This is a genomic window from Halomarinibacterium sedimenti (assembly GCF_019312585.1).
In the GTDB taxonomy this organism is placed as follows: Bacteria; Bacteroidota; Bacteroidia; order Flavobacteriales; family Flavobacteriaceae; genus Halomarinibacterium; species Halomarinibacterium sedimenti.
The window spans coordinates 35,558-52,799 of the sequence record NZ_JAHWDP010000008.1; the positions used below are offsets into that span (position 1 = coordinate 35,558).

At 36.4% G+C, this 17,242-nt stretch carries 19 protein-coding genes; 8 read left to right on the forward strand and 11 right to left on the reverse strand.

Annotated elements, in window-relative coordinates:
- From KXJ69_RS13185 to KXJ69_RS13195, 3 genes are all read left to right on the forward strand, one after another.
- Positions 1–1,578: T9SS type B sorting domain-containing protein (locus KXJ69_RS13185; protein ID WP_219053589.1), on the forward strand; the 1,578-nt coding region annotated here is incomplete at its 5' end.
- Positions 1,579–1,634: 56 nt separating this feature from the next.
- A complete protein-coding gene (locus tag KXJ69_RS13190; RefSeq protein ID WP_219053590.1) occupies positions 1,635–2,576 on the forward strand; it encodes a PorP/SprF family type IX secretion system membrane protein in 942 nt (313 codons plus the stop codon).
- Between the two features lie 12 nt (positions 2,577–2,588).
- Positions 2,589–4,595 carry an OmpA family protein gene (locus KXJ69_RS13195; protein WP_219053591.1) on the forward strand — a complete coding sequence of 669 codons (2,007 nt, stop codon included), beginning with the start codon at positions 2,589–2,591 and terminating at the stop codon, positions 4,593–4,595.
- 70 nt (positions 4,596–4,665) lie between these two features.
- Here KXJ69_RS13195 and KXJ69_RS13200 read toward each other — a convergent pair whose 3' ends face one another.
- The gene (locus KXJ69_RS13200) at positions 4,666–4,899 is read right to left on the reverse strand and encodes a hypothetical protein (protein ID WP_219053592.1); all 234 of its coding nucleotides are present in this window, start codon (positions 4,897–4,899) and stop codon (positions 4,666–4,668) included.
- Between the two features lie 143 nt (positions 4,900–5,042).
- Between KXJ69_RS13200 and KXJ69_RS13205 the strand changes: the two genes are divergently transcribed.
- Positions 5,043–5,813, forward strand: a complete 771-nt coding sequence (locus KXJ69_RS13205) for a LexA family transcriptional regulator (RefSeq protein WP_219053593.1) — start codon at positions 5,043–5,045, stop codon at positions 5,811–5,813.
- A gap of 45 nt (positions 5,814–5,858) precedes the next feature.
- Here KXJ69_RS13205 and KXJ69_RS13210 read toward each other — a convergent pair whose 3' ends face one another.
- From KXJ69_RS13210 to KXJ69_RS13220, 3 genes are all read right to left on the reverse strand, one after another.
- Positions 5,859–6,101 (reverse strand): hypothetical protein, encoded by a 243-nt coding sequence (locus KXJ69_RS13210; protein WP_219053594.1) that lies wholly within the window; start codon positions 6,099–6,101, stop codon positions 5,859–5,861.
- A 48-nt stretch (positions 6,102–6,149) separates the two neighbouring features.
- Positions 6,150–6,365 (reverse strand): hypothetical protein, encoded by a 216-nt coding sequence (locus KXJ69_RS13215; RefSeq protein ID WP_219053595.1) that lies wholly within the window; start codon positions 6,363–6,365, stop codon positions 6,150–6,152.
- 116 nt (positions 6,366–6,481) lie between these two features.
- Complete coding sequence (locus KXJ69_RS13220; RefSeq protein WP_255571379.1) at positions 6,482–7,756, reverse strand: 3-deoxy-D-manno-octulosonic acid transferase; 1,275 nt, start codon at positions 7,754–7,756, stop codon at positions 6,482–6,484.
- A 50-nt stretch (positions 7,757–7,806) separates the two neighbouring features.
- Here KXJ69_RS13220 and KXJ69_RS13225 point away from each other — a divergent pair, with 50 nt between their 5' ends.
- The 3 genes from KXJ69_RS13225 (at position 7,807) to KXJ69_RS13235 (ending at position 11,345) form a co-directional block, all read left to right on the forward strand.
- Complete coding sequence (locus KXJ69_RS13225; RefSeq protein ID WP_219053596.1) at positions 7,807–8,964, forward strand: DegT/DnrJ/EryC1/StrS family aminotransferase; 1,158 nt, start codon at positions 7,807–7,809, stop codon at positions 8,962–8,964.
- Between the two features lie 11 nt (positions 8,965–8,975).
- Positions 8,976–9,992 carry a UDP-glucose 4-epimerase GalE gene (galE, locus tag KXJ69_RS13230; protein ID WP_219053597.1) on the forward strand — a complete coding sequence of 339 codons (1,017 nt, stop codon included), beginning with the start codon at positions 8,976–8,978 and terminating at the stop codon, positions 9,990–9,992.
- A gap of 75 nt (positions 9,993–10,067) precedes the next feature.
- On the forward strand, positions 10,068–11,345 hold the full coding sequence (locus KXJ69_RS13235; protein ID WP_219053598.1) for a metal-dependent hydrolase family protein: 1,278 nt from the start codon (positions 10,068–10,070) through the stop codon (positions 11,343–11,345).
- A gap of 19 nt (positions 11,346–11,364) precedes the next feature.
- Here KXJ69_RS13235 and KXJ69_RS13240 read toward each other — a convergent pair whose 3' ends face one another.
- The 4 genes from KXJ69_RS13240 to KXJ69_RS13255 form a co-directional block, all read right to left on the reverse strand.
- On the reverse strand, positions 11,365–11,976 hold the full coding sequence (locus tag KXJ69_RS13240; protein WP_219053599.1) for a helix-turn-helix domain-containing protein: 612 nt from the start codon (positions 11,974–11,976) through the stop codon (positions 11,365–11,367).
- 79 nt (positions 11,977–12,055) lie between these two features.
- The gene (gene fabD / locus KXJ69_RS13245) at positions 12,056–12,949 is read right to left on the reverse strand and encodes an ACP S-malonyltransferase (protein WP_219053600.1); all 894 of its coding nucleotides are present in this window, start codon (positions 12,947–12,949) and stop codon (positions 12,056–12,058) included.
- A 54-nt stretch (positions 12,950–13,003) separates the two neighbouring features.
- Entirely contained in the window at positions 13,004–13,486 is a 483-nt protein-coding gene (locus KXJ69_RS13250; RefSeq protein WP_219053601.1) for a dihydrofolate reductase, read from the reverse strand.
- The gene (locus tag KXJ69_RS13255) at positions 13,483–13,899 is read right to left on the reverse strand and encodes a 2TM domain-containing protein (RefSeq protein ID WP_219053602.1); all 417 of its coding nucleotides are present in this window, start codon (positions 13,897–13,899) and stop codon (positions 13,483–13,485) included. Before KXJ69_RS13255 ends, KXJ69_RS13250 begins: the two co-directional genes overlap by 4 nt.
- Before the next feature lie 56 nt (positions 13,900–13,955).
- On the opposite strand from KXJ69_RS13255, the gene KXJ69_RS13260 reads away from it, so the two are divergent.
- Complete coding sequence (locus KXJ69_RS13260; protein ID WP_219053603.1) at positions 13,956–15,038, forward strand: aminotransferase class V-fold PLP-dependent enzyme; 1,083 nt, start codon at positions 13,956–13,958, stop codon at positions 15,036–15,038.
- On the opposite strand, the gene KXJ69_RS13265 is transcribed toward KXJ69_RS13260, so the two are convergent.
- The 3 genes from KXJ69_RS13265 to KXJ69_RS13275 are packed head-to-tail and all read right to left on the reverse strand — an operon-like array spanning position 15,035 to position 17,171.
- Positions 15,035–15,901: an energy transducer TonB gene (locus KXJ69_RS13265; protein WP_219053604.1), complete on the reverse strand. Its 867-nt coding sequence runs from the start codon at positions 15,899–15,901 to the stop codon at positions 15,035–15,037. The two genes, KXJ69_RS13260 and KXJ69_RS13265, sit on opposite strands and share 4 nt — an antisense overlap.
- Positions 15,902–16,333, reverse strand: a complete 432-nt coding sequence (locus tag KXJ69_RS13270; protein WP_219053605.1) for an energy transducer TonB — start codon at positions 16,331–16,333, stop codon at positions 15,902–15,904.
- A 13-nt stretch (positions 16,334–16,346) separates the two neighbouring features.
- A complete protein-coding gene (locus KXJ69_RS13275) occupies positions 16,347–17,171 on the reverse strand; it encodes a thymidylate synthase (protein WP_219053606.1) in 825 nt (274 codons plus the stop codon).
- Between the last annotated feature and the right edge of the window lie 71 nt (positions 17,172–17,242).

Here is a 17,242-nt window from a genome sequence, read left to right on the forward strand (position 1 = left end):
GATGAAGTTGCCGATGGCACGGACCCCTTAGACAGTTGTGATTTAGTATGGACCAGTCAAACGGTTCCTCCAAGTCAAGCTTGGATTGATGGTGACTGTGATGGTGATGGAGTAACCAATGGCGATGAAGTAATTGATGGCACCGATCCAGTAGATCCTTGTGATTTCCAATTAACAAGCCAGACGGTCCCTACGACACCTGCTTGGGAGGCGTTGGATTGTGATGGTGATGGAGTGACCAATGGCGATGAGATTGCTGATGGTACAGACCCCTTAGACGAATGTGATTTAGTAGTAGCTAGCCAGACAGTACCACCGAGTGCTGCTTGGGAAGCCTTGGATTGTGATGGTGATGGAGTAACCAACGGTCAGGAAGTGATTGATGGTACAGACCCAGTAGATCCTTGTGACTTTATACTAGCCAATCAAGATACCACACCAACCGCCGCATGGGAGGCCTTAGATTGTGATGGTGATGGAGTGACCAATGGCGATGAAGTTGCCGATGGCACGGACCCCTTAGACAGTTGTGATTTAGTATGGACCAGTCAAACGGTTCCTCCAAGTCAAGCTTGGATTGATGGTGACTGTGATGGTGATGGAGTAACCAATGGCCAAGAAGTTGTAGACGGAACTAATCCAGTAGATCCTTGTGATTATGACCCATTAAGTCAAGATATTATGACTATTAGTGAAGAGTGGGAGGCGTTGGATTGTGATGGCGACGGAGTGACTAATTTAGATGAAATTTTAGATGGCACCGATCCTTTAGATTTCTGTGATTTCATTCTTGAAAGTCAAACAGTACCTCCAAGTCAGGAATGGCTAAATGCAGATTGTGATAATGATGGGCTCTCTAATGGAGATGAAGTTACAATTGGTACAGATCCGCTTGATCCAGATACCGATGGTGACGGTGTTAATGATGGAGATGAAGTGAGTGATGGTACAGATCCATTAGATATTTGTGACTTTGTTTTTGATAGTCAAACTCTGCCGCCTTCAGAAGAATGGGAGATGTTAGACTGTGACGGCGATGGAGTACCTAATGGTGATGAAGTAGATCCTATTGAAGGAGACGAGTCCACAGACCCAACAGATCCTTGTGATTTTAACTGGGAAGATCAAGACTTAACTATTGTAACTGAAGAATGGTTAAACCTAGATTGTGATGGCGATGGAATACCTAATGGAGATGAAGTAGGAGATGACGATGGTGATGGACTTCCAGATTATGAAGAAGAAAACAATGGTGATATTACAGAAGATGATAACCTTGAAGTCTTTGACATCATGACACCAAATGATGACGGTCTTAACGATGTGTTTGTAATAAGAGGTATCCATAGGTTCCCTAATAATAACCTAGAGATATTTAACCGTTGGGGTGTTAAAGTGTATGGAACTCAAGGATATGGTCAAGGAGATAACTTCTTCAGAGGATATTCAGACGGAAGAGCAACAGTTGAAAGAAATGAGTTGCTACCAGTTGGAACTTACTATTACGTTCTTAATTATGTGAACGCTAATGGAGAGACCAAACAATTAGCTGGACCATTATATATTAATAGAAGATAAAAGTATAATATAAATGCCTACTGGGTGTGTGCCCAGTAGGCCAAATATTGAAACCTATGAAAAAATTTTTCACACTTGTTTTAATTCTAATTGCTTTAGGGGTTTGCACAGAGAATATGTATGCCCAACAGGATGCGCAGTATACTCAGTATATGTACAATCCTTTAAGTGTCAATGCTGCATATGCTGGCTCAAGGGATATGCTTAGTGTTATTGGGTTATATAGAACTCAATGGGTAGGGCTTGACGGAGCACCAAGGACTATGAATTTTGGGATCCACTCTCCTGTAGGGAAAAAGGTAGGATTAGGGCTAAATATTACTCGTGACGAAATTTTTATCTCTAATGAGACTTTTATCGATGCTATGTTTAGCTATACATTAGATGTTTCTGAAATAGGGAAGCTAGCATTAGGGCTTAAAGCAGGAGGACATATTTTAGATATTAATTCTGACCGAGCAAAAGGACCTTTTCAGAATGATGCATTGGCAGAAATTAACATTGATAAATTTTCGCCCCAAGTAGGAGCAGGAGCTTTTTATTACACAGATAAGTTTTATTTAGGATTAAGCGTTCCTAATGTTTTACAAACCGAACATTTTGATGAGGCTTCCATAAGTAATAATTCAAATGCAAGCGCCACGGCAAAAGAACGTGTCAATTTTTATCTAATGACTGGCTATGCTTTTGATGTTACCGAAAATTTAAAATTTAAGCCTGCTTTACTTTCAAAGTTAGTTTCTGGGTCACCCTTACAAGTAGATATTTCAGCTAATTTTTTAATACACGAAAAATTAACACTAGGAGCTGCTTATAGATGGAGCGCATCCTTAAGTGGGTTGGTTGGTTTCCAAATTTCAGATCAACTAATGATAGGTTTTGCATATGATTGGGAAACAACCGATTTACAACAGTATAACGATGGTTCTTACGAAGTCTTCCTAAGATTTGAATTGTTTAACAGAAATGAAGGTCTAAAAAATCCAAGATTCTTTTAATACGTAACTATTATGAATACAAGTACAAAAAAATATTTCTTATTTGCTCTTACTTTCATGTTCTTTTGTAGCATTTCTTTTGCACAAGAGGAGAAAGGGTCTTCTTTAAAAGAAACTAAAAAAGTAAAAGGAGAAAATACAAAAGAAGCAAAAGGAGATGAGCATTATAGCAATTATGCCTTTATGGATGCCCGAGCGGCCTATGAAAAAGCAGTTGAAAGTGGTTATCGCTCTGTAAACATTTTATCAAAACTAGGAGATTCTTATTATTTTAACGGAGAATATGAAGATGCTGCCAAATGGTATGGCGCACTCTTTTCTTTTTCTGAAGACATAAATAAAGAATATTTGTACCGTTATGCTCAATCTCTAAAAACGATTGGAAAATACGCAACGGCAGATAGAATTATGGAGCGTTTAAATGAAAAAGCTTCAAAAGATGATAGGGCTACTTTATTTTCTGAGGAACGAAATTATCTAAAACTAATTGAATTACAATCGGGACGTTTTAATGTTTTCACAGTTCCATTTAATTCTAAGTTATCAGACTTTGGACCAACTTTAAATGGAGGAGAAATTATTTTCACTTCCAATAGAGAAACACGTACAGCGTCTCAAAGATTGCACGATTGGAATGACCAGCCTTTTTCTGAGTTATATGCCATACTTGCAAGTGAAGAGGGAGAGCCTCGGCGTTATAGAAGTAATATAAACACTCGATATCACGAGTCAACAGCAGTATTTACCAAGGATGGGCAAACTATGTATTTTACGCGCAATAATTTTACGAATAAAAAACGTAAAAAAGACGGGCAAGGAATTACAAACTTAAAACTATATAAATCCACCAGAACCGAAAAAGGATGGGGTGAAGCAAAAGAATTGCCTTTTAATAGTGACAATTATTCAGTTGCACATCCTGCACTCAGCGCCGATGAAAAAGCTTTAATTTTTGCCAGTGATATGCCTGGTGGAGAAGGATCTTCAGATTTGTATAAAGTTTCCATTGATGGGGATAGTTATGGAGAGCCAGTAAATCTTGGGGATGCTGTTAATACGGAAGGACGTGAAACCTTTCCCTTTATTGATACAAATGGAGACTTGTATTTTGCTTCAGATGGGCATGTAGGCCTTGGAGGATTGGATATTTATGTTTCAGAATTAAGTGAAGAAGGAAATTATGATAAAGGATTTAACATTGGAGCGCCTGTAAACAGTAGGAATGATGACTTTTCATTTGTTATTAATAGTTCAACAGGATTAGGATATTTTTCTTCAAACAGACCCGGAGGATTAGGTGAGGATGATATTTATTCGTTTGAACAAACAGCACAATTAATTAAAAACTGTCATCAGTCACTTTCAGGGGAGGTTAGAGATCAAGAAACAGACGATTTAATTGTAGATGCGAAAGTGGTGCTTCTAGACAGCGATAATAACGTATTGGAAGAAACAAAATCTAATAATAAAGGAGAATTTTGGTTTGATGTAATTGAATGTTCGACGGGATATGCAATTCGAGCTTCTAAGCCAGATTTTTCGACTTCTGAAAAATCATTTGTAACGACTGGGGAATATGAAAGTGAAATTAAGAAAACACTTTATTTAGCTTCAGAAAAAGATAAAGAGATTAGAGAGGCCAAGGTTGGTCAAGATTTAGGGGTGTTATTAAATTTAAATCCTATTTATTTTGATCTTGCTGAGTCTTATATTCGTCCAGATGCGCAATTAGAACTAAATAAGGTTGTGGAAGCTATGTTAAGATTCCCTAAACTTAAAATTGACGTTCGATCACATACCGATAGTCGAGCAAGTGATGCTTTTAATTTTAAATTATCGGATGCTCGTGCAAAATCAACGGTGCATTATATTGTGAGTAGAGGAATAGATAGCAGTAGAATAACTGGACGCGGATACGGAGAATCCCAACTTATGAATCGATGTGCAGATGGCGTCCCTTGTAGCGAGGTAGATCATCAATTAAACAGGAGATCTGAGTTTATTATTTTGGAGAAATAGTGAATTAATAGATTAGAATAAAAAAAGCCCGTGAATATTCACGGGCTTTTTTTGTAAAGTGGTTTAGGAATTAGTTTCCTTTTACTTCTTCTACTTTTTCTTCTACGGCGTTCCCTAAGCTATCTACGGCATTTTCCATAGCGTCTTTAGTTTCTTCCATAGCATCTTCAGTAGCATCCATTGCTTCTTCTACTGCTTCTTCAGTAGCATCCATAGCATCTTCGGCTTTCTTTTCAGTTTCTCTACAAGAGTATACAGAAGCTACTAAGCAAAGTGCTGCGAATGAGATAAATAATTTTTTCATAGTTGATAAGATTAGTAATTAATTTTTCAAGGTCAAAATTATATAAATTTTATGATTTGAGTACTAATAAGTTACATTTTATTTTTATAGGAAATATTCCTAAGTTATATTGGATATATTCCTATTTTGGTTATATTTGAATAATGGATAAAGAACTATCAATTGAGGTAAAACGATTTAAAAAGATTCGTGAAGAATTAAAGCATACCCAGCTATCTTTTGCGGAGGTTTTAGGCATTAAAGCAAGTACAGCAGATATTGAAAGAGGGAAAACAAAACTTTCTGGTAAAATAGTTATGCAGCTATTACATCAATTTGGCATTAACCCGTTGTGGTTGTACGGTAAAAGCTATGCAAAGCACATTAATATTAATGAAAATGATGTGAGCCCTAAGGTAATTACCTTAAATAGTGATGGAGAAGACAGTATTTTGCTTGTAAACCAAAAGGCTGCGGCTGGATATCCTCACAATATTCAAGATGTAGAGTGGGTTGGGAAATTGCCGGCTTTTAATATTCCGCTACCACAATATAGAAATGCATCTTATCGAGGATTTCAAGTAGAAGGTGATAGCATGTTACCCAATATAAGACCCAATGAATGGGTCCTAGGACGCGCCGTTGCCAGTATTTCTGAAGCTTCAGATAGTAGAATATATATTGTAGTGTTAAATGATTCGGTTTTGGTAAAGAAGCTTCAAAAATTACCAAATACACCTCAAAAGGTGAAATTGATTTCTTTAAATCCTGAATACTTACCTATTGAAGTTGAAATAAGAGAAATTCAAGAGCTTTGGATGGTCAATAGTAAACTCACCTTCGGTATCGAAGAACCCTCTGAAAGTACTTTGCTGCGTCAACTCCAACAATCTATGGAAGAATTGAAAGGGCAAATAAGTAACTTAAAAACATAAAAAAAGCCTGCAAAATGCAGGCTTTCCTTTTGTAGTTATTCTAGATTATGAGTCGGAGTCGTCATCAATTTTAATTTTTGTCTCTCCGTCTTCTTCTTTAATTTTTACTTCTTTGTCTTCCGTTTCCATTTTAATTTTTACTTCATCGCCATCTACTTTCTTTTTCAAAGTGGCTCCGTCTTCTTGTATTTCTTCAATGATTTCCTCTTTTTCTGTTTTTTCTCTACAAGAGGTAAATGAAAAAGTAAGAATTAAACTTAGAACTAATAATACGATTGATCTTTTCATGATTTTTAATATTTGATGGTTTAAAATATTTGTGTTAAGAGGTAGTTATTATTGGTCGTCGTTTCCAATTTTTTCAATTTCCTCATCAATTTCTTCGTTAACTTCTTTGTCTACTTCTTCACCCACTCGCTCAAGAATTCCTTTCTTTTCCTCTGTGGTTTCAACGGTTTTTTCTTCAATGATTACCTTAGTTTCTTTTTCGCGACAACTACTATAAATTGAAGTAGTTAGAACAATAATAATAGCTAAACATAGTTTTTTCATGATTCATCGGTTTTTGATGGTTTGTACATGCCAATATAAATTTTGAAGAATTGAATGATGTTAAAGAAAATACAAAAGCCTACTTTTTTAACAAATATTAAGTTTAAAATCGATTTTTAACTTATTTTTTGGATAATGATTTGTGTAGCACCAGTGTTGCTATTCACAAAATGGCCAGTGATCATACCTGTTTGCTCTCTAAATTTTCTATCCGTTACAAATTTTTCTAAAACTTTGGTACAATCTTCTTCGCTCTCAACAGCATAAAGACCCGCTATATCTTGAAGTTTTAGTGCCTCTGGGAATTTTTTAAAATTTTTGCCAATTACTATTGGAATTCCAAAAGTGGCAGGTTCCAAAATATTGTGCAATCCCGTAGTTCCCATAGCTCCCCCTACATAAGCTATATCGGCATAACTATATACTTTTGAAAGTAACCCAATAGTATCTAGTATTAAAATGGAATTTTCCGAGAGGATGTTCTTTCCTTTTTCCGAAAAAAGTACGGCTTTCTTAAACAGTTTGTTTTTAAAGGAGGCAATTTTATCTGAGTCTATTTTATGTGGTGCAATTACCCATTTAACATGGGATGGAGATGAATTTATGTAATTTAAAAGAACAGCTTCATCCTCAGGCCAAGCGCTTCCACAGACAATACATAAAGAATCCCCTTTAAACGAATCCATAAAATCAAGTGTGTTGTCCATTTCAATTTGGTGGGAAACTCTATCAAATCGTGTATCTCCACTTACTGTAACATTTTCAAAACCAATCTGGGACAATAATTTTTTTGAATTTTCATTCTGAACAAAAAATTGTTCAAAACAACCTAATGCCTTTCGCATAAATGAGCCATAGGATTTAAAGAAAGACTGATTTTTTCTAAATAATCCTGAAACTAAAAAAGTGCGAATTCCCTGTTTTTTTAATTCGAATAAATAGTTAGGCCAAAAATCATATTTTACAAAAAATACAAGTGTGGGGTGTACAATCTTTAGAAATTGCTTTGCATTTTTATGGGTATCATAAGGAAGATACGTAACGACATCGGCTATGGGTGTGTTCTTTTTTATTTCGTATCCCGATGGTGAAAAAAAGGTAATAATAAGTTTATGATCGGGCTTCTCCTTTTTTATGGCTTCCATAATGGGTAAACCTTGCTCAAATTCGCCTAAAGAAGCACAATGAAACCAAATGGTTTTATCTGTTGATGAAATGTTTTCTTTTAAAGTTTGAAAAACTTGTTTACGCCCATCCACAAAGAGTTTCATTTTTTTACTGAAAAATTGAGTGGGCCAAAGTGCTACTTGACTTCCGTAGGTTAAAAAAGTATAAAGTGTTCGCATCATAGAATAAGTAATGCTAAAATACGTTTCTTTGGGGAATTGCATTGTGCGCCGTTTTCAATTTTCGTAATTTTGAACACTTTGAGAAAACATTCATGAAAAAAATACAAATGGTTGACCTTAAAGGTCAATACGAACACATTAAAGAGCAGGTAAATCAGTCAGTACTCGATGTGATAGAATCAACCGCTTTTATCAATGGTCCTGAGGTCCATCAATTCCAAAAAGAATTAGAAGATTATTTGGGTGTAAAGCATGTCATTCCGTGCGCCAATGGAACCGATGCTTTGCAAATTGCTATGATGGGTCTTGGATTAAAGGCAGGTGATGAAGTAATTACTGCAGATTTTACTTTTGCCGCAACGGTAGAGGTGATAGCCCTTTTAGGACTCACTCCTGTTTTGGTGGATGTAGATCCAGTGAATTTTAATATTGACATACATGCAATAAAGCGAGCCATTACTCCTAAAACTAAGGCCATTGTACCAGTGCATTTATTTGGTCTTTCGGCGCCAATGGATGAAATCATGGAAATTGCTAAAGCGCATAATTTATATGTTATTGAAGATAACGCGCAAGGAATTGGGGCTACGTATACATCCAAAGATGGAAGTAAAAAGAAAACAGGAGCTATAGGACATGTCGCTTCAACCTCGTTTTTTCCTTCGAAAAATTTGGGTTGTTACGGGGATGGAGGAGCCATTTTTACCAATGATGATGATTTAGCACATACGCTTCGGGGAATTGTAAATCACGGAATGTACGTCCGTTATCATCACGATGTGGTAGGTGTTAATTCACGATTAGATTCTATACAGGCCACTATTTTAAGAGCGAAATTACCAAATTTAGATGCCTATAATATGGCTCGTAGAAATGCTTCCAGAAAATATACAAAAGCTTTTGAAGAAATCTCAAATATAATTACTCCAACAGGATGTTGTAAAAACGGCAATTCTATTTGCGATGTTTGTGATTGCCATGTGTTTCATCAATATACACTTAGAGTTTTGAACACAGACAGAGATGCATTAGTGGCAAATCTTAACGCAAATGAAATTCCATGCGGTGTATACTACCCAATTCCATTACATGCGCAAAAAGCCTATGCAGATGAGCGCTATGATGAAGCAGACTTTACTGTGACAAATCAGTTGGTAAAAGAAGTCATTTCACTTCCTATGCATACTGAGTTGGACGATGAACAAATTAATTTTATTACAAAAACGGTGATTGATTTTGTGACAAAATAGACCTACACTTTATGAAAAAAATACTAGTTACAGGAGGGTTAGGATATATAGGTTCTCATACGGTAGTTGAGCTTCAAGAAAAAGGATTTAGTGTTGTTATAATTGATGATTTATCCAATGCCGATATAAGTGTATTGGATAGGATAGAAAAAATTACCGGGCAAAAACCAGCATTTCACAAAATAGATTTACGAGACAAAAATGCGGTTGAAGTTTTTTTTAAAGAAAATTCGGTAGATGGGATTATTCATTTTGCGGCAAGTAAGGCCGTAGGTGAAAGTGTAGAAAACCCATTATTGTACTACGAAAATAACCTTCACTCGCTGGTATATCTGCTTCAGCAATGTCAAAAACATGCTATTTCAAATTTTATTTTCAGTTCTTCATGTACGGTTTATGGAGAGCCGGATAGTCTGCCTATAACAGAGGAGGCGCCCGTAAAAAAAGCTGTTTCTCCCTACGGAAATTCGAAGCAAATAAGTGAAGAAATAATACAAGATACTTGCAATGCCTCAAATATTCAATCTATATCACTTCGGTATTTTAATCCTATAGGGGCACATAAATCGGCCGAAATAGGTGAATTACCTAAAGGGGCACCACAAAATTTAGTTCCGTTTATTACGCAAACCGCAGCAGGCTTGCGAAAAGAACTTTCGGTGTATGGAAATGATTACCCAACCCCGGACGGCAGTTGTATTCGCGATTATATTCATGTAGTTGATTTAGCAAAAGCACACGTTGTTGCGCTTCAACGTCTTTTTGAAAAAAGAAATTCTTCAAATTTTGAAATATTCAACTTAGGTACTGGAAGAGGTAGTTCTGTATTGGAAGTCATTAAGGCTTTTGAAAAAGTTACGGGCAAAAAGCTTCCGTATAAAATTGTGGATCGAAGACCTGGTGATGTCATTGCGGTTTATGCAGATACCACCAAGGCAAATAAGGAACTTGGTTGGAAAACTGAAAAAACCATGGAAGAAGCCTTGGCTTCTGCATGGGAGTGGGAAAAAAGTGTAAGAGGGGTTTAGTATTTTTTCCTTTTAAAAAATTATACCTCGAAATCTTTCTTTCTGAATCTTCAGAAATTATACTATCTTTCTTTTATGAAAAATACGCTACTCACATTATTTTTATTGGTCTTTATTACGGCGCAGGCACAAGAGACCTTTCTCCATTGTGGGAAAATAATCGATACTAAAAATGGAAAAGTATTAATTGACAAGACAATTATTGTTTTAGGAAAGACTATAAAAAGTATTGAAAATGGCTTTCTTATTCCAACAAATGATTCTGTAATAGTTGTCGATTTAAAATCTAAAACTGTTTTGCCAGGGTTTATCGATATGCATGTTCATATTGAAAGTGAAACGAGCCCCACGAGATACCTTGAGGCTTTTACACTTAATGATGCAGACATAGCCTATAATGCCGCCGAAATTGCCAATCGCACGTTAATGGCTGGGTTTACAACGGTTCGAGATTTAGGAGGAAGTGGAGTCAATGTCTCATTGCGAAATGCCATTGCTAAAGGTAAAATCCCGGGGCCTAGAATTTTTACAGCCGAAAAAGCCATTGCTACCACAGGAGGTCACGCAGATCCTACCAGCGGCAGAAAAAAAGAATTAATGGGAGATCCTGGTCCTGCCGATGGAGTAATCAATAGTCCAGCCGAGGCACGAAAGGCAGTAAGACAACGGTATAAAAACGGAGCCGATTGGATAAAAATCACAGCTACAGGAGGAGTGTTAAGTGTTACAAAAAATGGGCAGAATGCCCAATTTACGCAAGATGAAGCCAATGAAATTGTAAAAACAGCCAAAGAATATGGAATGTCTGTAGCAGCCCACGCTCACGGAATTGAAGGAATGAAAATAGCTATTAAAGCTGGAGTTATCACTATAGAGCATGGCTCTCTTATGGATAAGGAAACGGCTTTGTTGATGAAACAATATGGTACCTATTTAGTCCCTACCTTGTCGGCTGGCAGATACGTTGCTGAAATGGCAAAGATTCCTAATTACTATCCAGATATTATTATACCAAAAATTTTAGCTATCGATGCTCAATTAAAAGAAACCTTCGCTATGGTAAAGAAAGAAGGTATTAATATCGCCTTTGGAACAGATGCCGGCGTCTTTCCTCATGGAGAAAATGCCAAGGAATTTAGATACATGGTTGAAGTAGGTTGGACTCCTATGTTTGCTATTCAATCTGCAACTATCACCAATGCAAAATTACTTGATATGGAAGGCCAACTAGGGCAACTCGAAAAAGGCTTTATTGCAGATATCGTGGCCGTGGATGAAGATCCAACCCAAAACATTAGCACCCTAGAAAATGTAATTTTTGTGATGAAAGAAGGGGAAATTTATAAACAATAAATTACTTATCGGGAAGACACTAATTGCCTTCATTTAACTTTTTCAAAAAGACCGATGGATACATCTCAAATCGTTGTTTAAATTTTTTTGAAAAACTTTCGGCACTTTTAAAACCAACATCCCTAGCAATAGCTTCAATGGTATATCGCCGCTTTTTCGGATTTGTTTGTAAATCGACATAGGCGTATTCTATCCGTAAATCGTTCAAATAGTTTTTGAAAGACTTTTCCTTTACCTGATTTATGACTCTGCTAAGATAGCTGTGGTTTGTTCCTAAAGTTTTAGCTAGACTTGAAAGGTCTAGGTCTTTGTCTAGATATCCTTTATTTAATTCAAATTCCTTTATCTTAAAAAGGATCTCGTTAATGATTTCTTCCGAAACGGATGCGACTTTGTTTTGTACCTTAATTTTGGGTTGAGGTAGTGACTCATTAGTGAGCTTTTCAACAATTCTTTTATATTTTAATTGTTGCTTTTGATGAAAAGAATACAGCCAAAGCGATATTTCAGAAAGCGTTTGAAGCCATAGTTTTTTCGGAATGGAAATAGTTTCATTAGGGAAAGAAGAGGATTGGTCTTGTAAAATAAGATCTATTCTTTCATCTGCAGTGGGTGTCATTAACTTATCCATAGGGCTTTAATTTTATACTAACTTAAAGCCTATAGTGATGATTTTGGGCAATGCCGATAAAAGTTTACGGGTAAAAAAGTTACAATCCTACGTAAAAAGTAGCTTTTTCAGTAAGCATGGTATTATCTACTTTTTTCACTAATCCTTGTAAAACATTTCCTGGACCTACTTCAATAAATGTGGTTGCTCCATCTTTTATCATGTTTTGCACACTTTGTGTCCACTTTACTGGAGCGGTTAATTGCTCCATCAAATTTTTCTTTATTCGAGAAGCATCTGTAACCGCTGTCGTACTCACATTTTGATAAATAGGACAAGCTGGCGCTGTAAATTGTGTATTCTCGATAGCGGCTGCTAGTTCTTCACGAGCAGGTTCCATGAGAGGGCTATGAAAAGCACCACCAACGGGAAGTAATAGGGCGCGTCTTGCCCCCGCTTCTTTTAATGCTTCGCAAGCTAAATTCACCGCTTCAATTTCTCCAGAAATGACCAATTGCCCTGGGCAATTATAGTTCGCAGCCACCACAATACCAGGAGTTTTTCCACAGATTTCTTCAACAATTGCATCTTCCAACCCTAAAACAGCTGCCATAGTGGAGGGAGTCATTTCGCATGCCTTTTGCATGGCAAGCGCTCTTTTATACACCAGTTCTAATCCGTCACTAAAAGCAATAGTACGATTGGCAACCAAAGCCGAAAGCTCTCCCAAAGAATGACCTGCAACCATATCGGGCTGAAAGGTAGGGCCCATCACTTCTGCCAAAATGGTAGAGTGAAGAAATATAGCTGGTTGAGTGACCTTTGTTTCTTTTAATTCTTCAGCAGTTCCTTCGAACATGATTTTGGTAATATCGAATCCTAACACTTCGTTTGCTTGTGCAAATAAATCTTTGGCTTTATCTGAAGCTTCGTAAAGGTCTTTTCCCATTCCAGTAAATTGAGCTCCTTGGCCCGGAAAAACATATGCTTTCATCTATATAATATTTGAGATTTCAAATTTATTTGTTATTGGTAAACAAAAATAACACTATTTTTTCTGCCAAGTTTCATAGGTAAAACTGTAGTTGTGTCTATCGTCTTTTTCGTGAAATTCTTGATGCACAAGAGTCCAGTGTTCTTTAGAAAAAGTGGGGAAGAAAGTATCTGCCTCAAAAGTTCCATGAACACGTGTTAATTCTATTTTATCAGCAAAAGGGATACTTTGCTTATAAATTTCTCCCCCTCCTATAATAAAGGGTTGCGAATCTTCTTTCGCTTTTTCTAGGGCTTCTTCAATACTAGAAACGACTATTATCCCTTCTTTTCGGTAGTTTTTATTTCGAGTGATCACGATATGGGTTCGGTTGGGGAGGGGCTTGGGGAAAGATTCAAAAGTTTTTCTACCCATAATAATATGGTGTCCTGTAGTAAGCTGTTTAAATCGTTTAAAATCGTCTGGCAAGTGCCAAACCAAATCGTTGTTTTTTCCTAGTTCATTATTTTCACCCGCAGCGGCAATAATAGTAATCATAGTGTTGTAGTTTCCTCTGGAGGGTCGTTTTTTTTTACTTCGGCAGAAGTGATTTCTTTTTCAACCTCAAGATATAAGGAATCAATTTTGGCTTGTTGCTTTGCTTTTAGTTTTTCAATTTGTCTGTCTTCCCATTCTTTTCCCATGAATTTATTCAGAATAAACACATTGAGCAAGTGGATTAAAAATAATAATGCCCATAGTAAGATAGCCCAAACAAACCAATTTGGAATAAAAAAACCTTTTCCTATTCCCAGAACAGGATTAATTATAACTAATAATACAGATCCTGCCAGGAAAACGATAAAATGCTGCATCAATCGCTTTTTCTGTTTTACACGTTTGCGAGCGTACTCGTATTGTTCGCGTTGTTCCGAATCTAGTCTATCTGTTTTTTTGTTTTTTGAAAACATAAAAAAGGGGTTGCTTTGGTAAAAATACCTAATTTTAGGCATATTTCATTTCTATTATGAAAGATATCAAAAAACATTTTCCAGGTTTACAAAATTGTACCTACTTAAATACCGCATCCAATGGAGTTGTCCCTAAACCTGTTATTGAATGGCGACGGCAGCACGATCTAGATTTAATGAATTATGCTAGTGTTTTTAGGGATAAGCACAAAGCGCATATTGAGCAAATACGTGGAAAAGTAGCGCAATTTTTTAATGCTTCGGAAAAGGAAACGGCACTTATTCCCAATCTTTCATTTGGAATGAATACCCTGCTAGAAGGACTTCCTAAAGGACAGAAAATATTGTTGCTTAAAGGGGATTATCCATCTATTAATTGGCCCGTAGAGATGCGTGATTTTGATGTGTGCTATGGTGAAATTGACGAGCATTTAGAACAAAATATTGAAGCAGCAGTATCAAAACATAAGCCAGCTATTTTTATGTTTAGTATTGTGCAATGGCTTACCGGGATTAAAATCGATTTAGAATTTATAAAAGAATTGAAATCGAAGTATCCCAATATGCTTATTGTTGCAGACGGAACACAATATTTGGGTACCGAGCCTTTTAACTTTTCTGAAAGTGGAATCGATGTGTTAGGAGCGAGTGCTTACAAATGGCTCACCGCTGGCTACGGTAATGGGTTTTTTATGGTGAAAGAAAGTGCGAAGGAACGGATCCATCCACAAACCCTTGGGTTTAATTCGGCAGAACGATTTGAAAGTAAAGCTTCAGAAACCTTGTTTATTAGGCATTTTGAGCCTGGTCATCAGGACACTCTAAATTATGGAAGCTTGGAACAATCCATGGTATTTTTTGAAGAAGTTGGAAAAGAGTTAATTTATAATCAAATAGCAGTTCTTTCGGAAACAGCAAAGGCACAATTTGAAGCTTTAGGTGTATTGCTTCCTCATACGGTACATAGAAAGATACATTCTTCTATTTTCAATATTAAAGGGGATAAAACCTTATTTCAAAAATTAAATGATCACAAGATTATTTGCTCTCCACGAGGGGGTGGGATGCGAGTGAGTTTTCATTATTACAACACGATGGATGATCTTAACAAGATAGTTGAAATTCTTAAAAGGAATTAAGTTCTTTTTTTCCTCTTTTTTGCCTGTTTCTCATTTTGTGGAGTTTCCCCTTCTACATGAAAAATGATTGGGAGTGCATATAAAACACCTACCTCTTTCCCGCGCTGTTTCCCAGGAATCATTCGAGGTAGTGACTGTACAACTCGTATGGCCTCCTCTTCCAAAGCAGGATGCTCGGCTCTGGCTCTTACATTAACAATAAATCCAAATTTGTCTATTTTAAATTGAACTGCAATTCGTTGTTTTCCGGAGGGTAAATTAAGGGAATTAGCGAGTGATAAATTAAAATTATTAACCACATGTTTTTGGATATTCAATGACATGCAGGCTTTTAGTTCTTGGTTAGAATCCGCATAGCATCCAGGAAATACAGGTACATTTTCAATGACCGCAAATGCAATGTTCTCTTTTTCTTCTTTTTTAGTCTCAGCTTCCTGAGTTTCTAAATCTGACCCAAGCTCATCTTCTTTACTAAAATCATTCATAACAGGATCCACTTTAAGGGAAAGTGAAATTATATCCTCAAGCATTTGTCCACTTGTATTTTTGTAGGAGCTTAAAGGTTTTATTCCTTGAATTGTTTCTTCCATAATTATTGTCATTTGGGGATTAGAAGAAACCAAAGTGTCTAGATAAAAATTTCCTATGGCGTCAAGATAAAGTTCAGCTTGTACATCTTGAGAGGTTTGGGAATTACTAGCAACTTTTTTTAGCTTATTGAATAATAATGATTCTATAGCGCCTTTTATACAACTATTTCTTGCGGCAATATTACTTGCTTCGTTACAAATTTCAATATTGATTTGCTGAGCTTGGGTTGTGAAAATTAAAAAACACAGTAGAACTGAAAATAAAAACTTCATTTACTTCCCAGTTTTAAAATCAAAAGGGACCGTATATTTTATCGCTTTTGGTTTTCCAGCAAGCATTCCCGGTTTTTTCATTTTTGGGATAAGCATGATATTTCTTTTTGCCTCTTCTTGTAAAGAAGCAGTCCCTCCAGAAATATTTTTAATATCCACGGTGCCATTTTCGGTAATCATAAATTCTACAATTACTTTTCCTTGCTCGTTATTTTTCCAAGCTTCGGCAGGATATTTAAAGTTTTTACCAATATGTTGTGCTAATTTTTGTTTAAAACAAGCATCGGTGCCAGCGCCACTTTTAGATTCGCATCCAGGCCATGTTGGAGCAACCTCTTTCATGGTAACCGTGTTTTTATCAACACCACCCCATTCTTGGGAAAAGCCCATTACCGAAACGGACATACATAGTAGTACAAGTAGTTTTTTCATAAGTAGGAAATTTTTAAACCGCAACAGCACCTTTAATATGTGGGTGCGGATTATAATCTAACAATGTAAAGTCATCAAATTTGAAGCCAAATATATCTTTTACTTCTGGATTTAGCAACATTTTTGGTAGCGGCCTTATATCACGCGACAGTTGGAGCTCTAATTGTTCAAAATGATTGCTATAAATATGCGCATCACCGAAGGTATGAATGAAATCTCCGGGCTTATATCCACAAACCTGTGCCATCATCATGGTAAATAACGCATAGGAAGCTATATTAAAAGGTACGCCCAAGAAAATATCAGCGCTGCGTTGGTATAACTGGCACGATAATTTGCCTTCCGCTACATAAAACTGAAAGAAGGCATGACAAGGAGGTAAGGCTGCTTTTCCATTGGCTACATTTTCTGAAAATGATTTTGAAGTATCTGGCAACACAGATGGATTCCAAGCGCTTACTAACATTCTTCGGCTATTGGGATTGGTTTTTAGGGTTTCAATTATTTCAGAAATTTGATCTATTTCTTCACTATTCCAGTTGCGCCATTGATGTCCGTATACGGGACCTAAATTTCCGTTTTCATCGGCCCATTCATTCCAAATTCGCACGCCATTTTCCTGAAGATACTTAATGTTGGTATCTCCATTTAAAAACCACAACAATTCGTATATAATAGATTTTAAATGCAGTTTTTTTGTGGTCACCATAGGAAAACCTTCGCTAAGGTCGAACCGCATTTGGTATCCAAAAACACTTTTAGTTCCCGTGCCTGTACGGTCTTGTTTTACTGCGCCGTTCTCCAAAACGTGCTTCACTAAATCGTGGTACTGCTTCATAATTCAATAAAATGATTTGCGGTAAATGTAAAAAAGATAACGCCTTTTTGAAAGCGTAAGTATGTTTCAAT

What these genes read in the sequence shown, in the direction of transcription:
- KXJ69_RS13190 (WP_219053590.1), top strand. Translation starts at nt 1,635, where the DNA reads ATGAAAAAATTTTTCACACTTGTTTTAATTCTAATTGCTTTAGGGGTT.
- KXJ69_RS13195 (WP_219053591.1), top strand. Translation starts at nt 2,589, where the DNA reads ATGAATACAAGTACAAAAAAATATTTCTTATTTGCTCTTACTTTCATG.
- KXJ69_RS13200 (WP_219053592.1), bottom strand. Translation starts at nt 4,899, where the DNA reads ATGAAAAAATTATTTATCTCATTCGCAGCACTTTGCTTAGTAGCTTCT.
- KXJ69_RS13205 (WP_219053593.1), top strand. Translation starts at nt 5,043, where the DNA reads ATGGATAAAGAACTATCAATTGAGGTAAAACGATTTAAAAAGATTCGT.
- KXJ69_RS13210 (WP_219053594.1), bottom strand. Translation starts at nt 6,101, where the DNA reads ATGAAAAGATCAATCGTATTATTAGTTCTAAGTTTAATTCTTACTTTT.
- KXJ69_RS13215 (WP_219053595.1), bottom strand. Translation starts at nt 6,365, where the DNA reads ATGAAAAAACTATGTTTAGCTATTATTATTGTTCTAACTACTTCAATT.
- KXJ69_RS13220 (WP_255571379.1), bottom strand. Translation starts at nt 7,756, where the DNA reads ATGCAATTCCCCAAAGAAACGTATTTTAGCATTACTTATTCTATGATG.
- KXJ69_RS13225 (WP_219053596.1), top strand. Translation starts at nt 7,807, where the DNA reads ATGAAAAAAATACAAATGGTTGACCTTAAAGGTCAATACGAACACATT.
- galE (WP_219053597.1), top strand. Translation starts at nt 8,976, where the DNA reads ATGAAAAAAATACTAGTTACAGGAGGGTTAGGATATATAGGTTCTCAT.
- KXJ69_RS13235 (WP_219053598.1), top strand. Translation starts at nt 10,068, where the DNA reads ATGAAAAATACGCTACTCACATTATTTTTATTGGTCTTTATTACGGCG.
- KXJ69_RS13240 (WP_219053599.1), bottom strand. Translation starts at nt 11,976, where the DNA reads ATGGATAAGTTAATGACACCCACTGCAGATGAAAGAATAGATCTTATT.
- fabD (WP_219053600.1), bottom strand. Translation starts at nt 12,949, where the DNA reads ATGAAAGCATATGTTTTTCCGGGCCAAGGAGCTCAATTTACTGGAATG.
- KXJ69_RS13250 (WP_219053601.1), bottom strand. Translation starts at nt 13,486, where the DNA reads ATGATTACTATTATTGCCGCTGCGGGTGAAAATAATGAACTAGGAAAA.
- KXJ69_RS13255 (WP_219053602.1), bottom strand. Translation starts at nt 13,899, where the DNA reads ATGTTTTCAAAAAACAAAAAAACAGATAGACTAGATTCGGAACAACGC.
- KXJ69_RS13260 (WP_219053603.1), top strand. Translation starts at nt 13,956, where the DNA reads ATGAAAGATATCAAAAAACATTTTCCAGGTTTACAAAATTGTACCTAC.
- KXJ69_RS13265 (WP_219053604.1), bottom strand. Translation starts at nt 15,901, where the DNA reads ATGAAGTTTTTATTTTCAGTTCTACTGTGTTTTTTAATTTTCACAACC.
- KXJ69_RS13270 (WP_219053605.1), bottom strand. Translation starts at nt 16,333, where the DNA reads ATGAAAAAACTACTTGTACTACTATGTATGTCCGTTTCGGTAATGGGC.
- KXJ69_RS13275 (WP_219053606.1), bottom strand. Translation starts at nt 17,171, where the DNA reads ATGAAGCAGTACCACGATTTAGTGAAGCACGTTTTGGAGAACGGCGCA.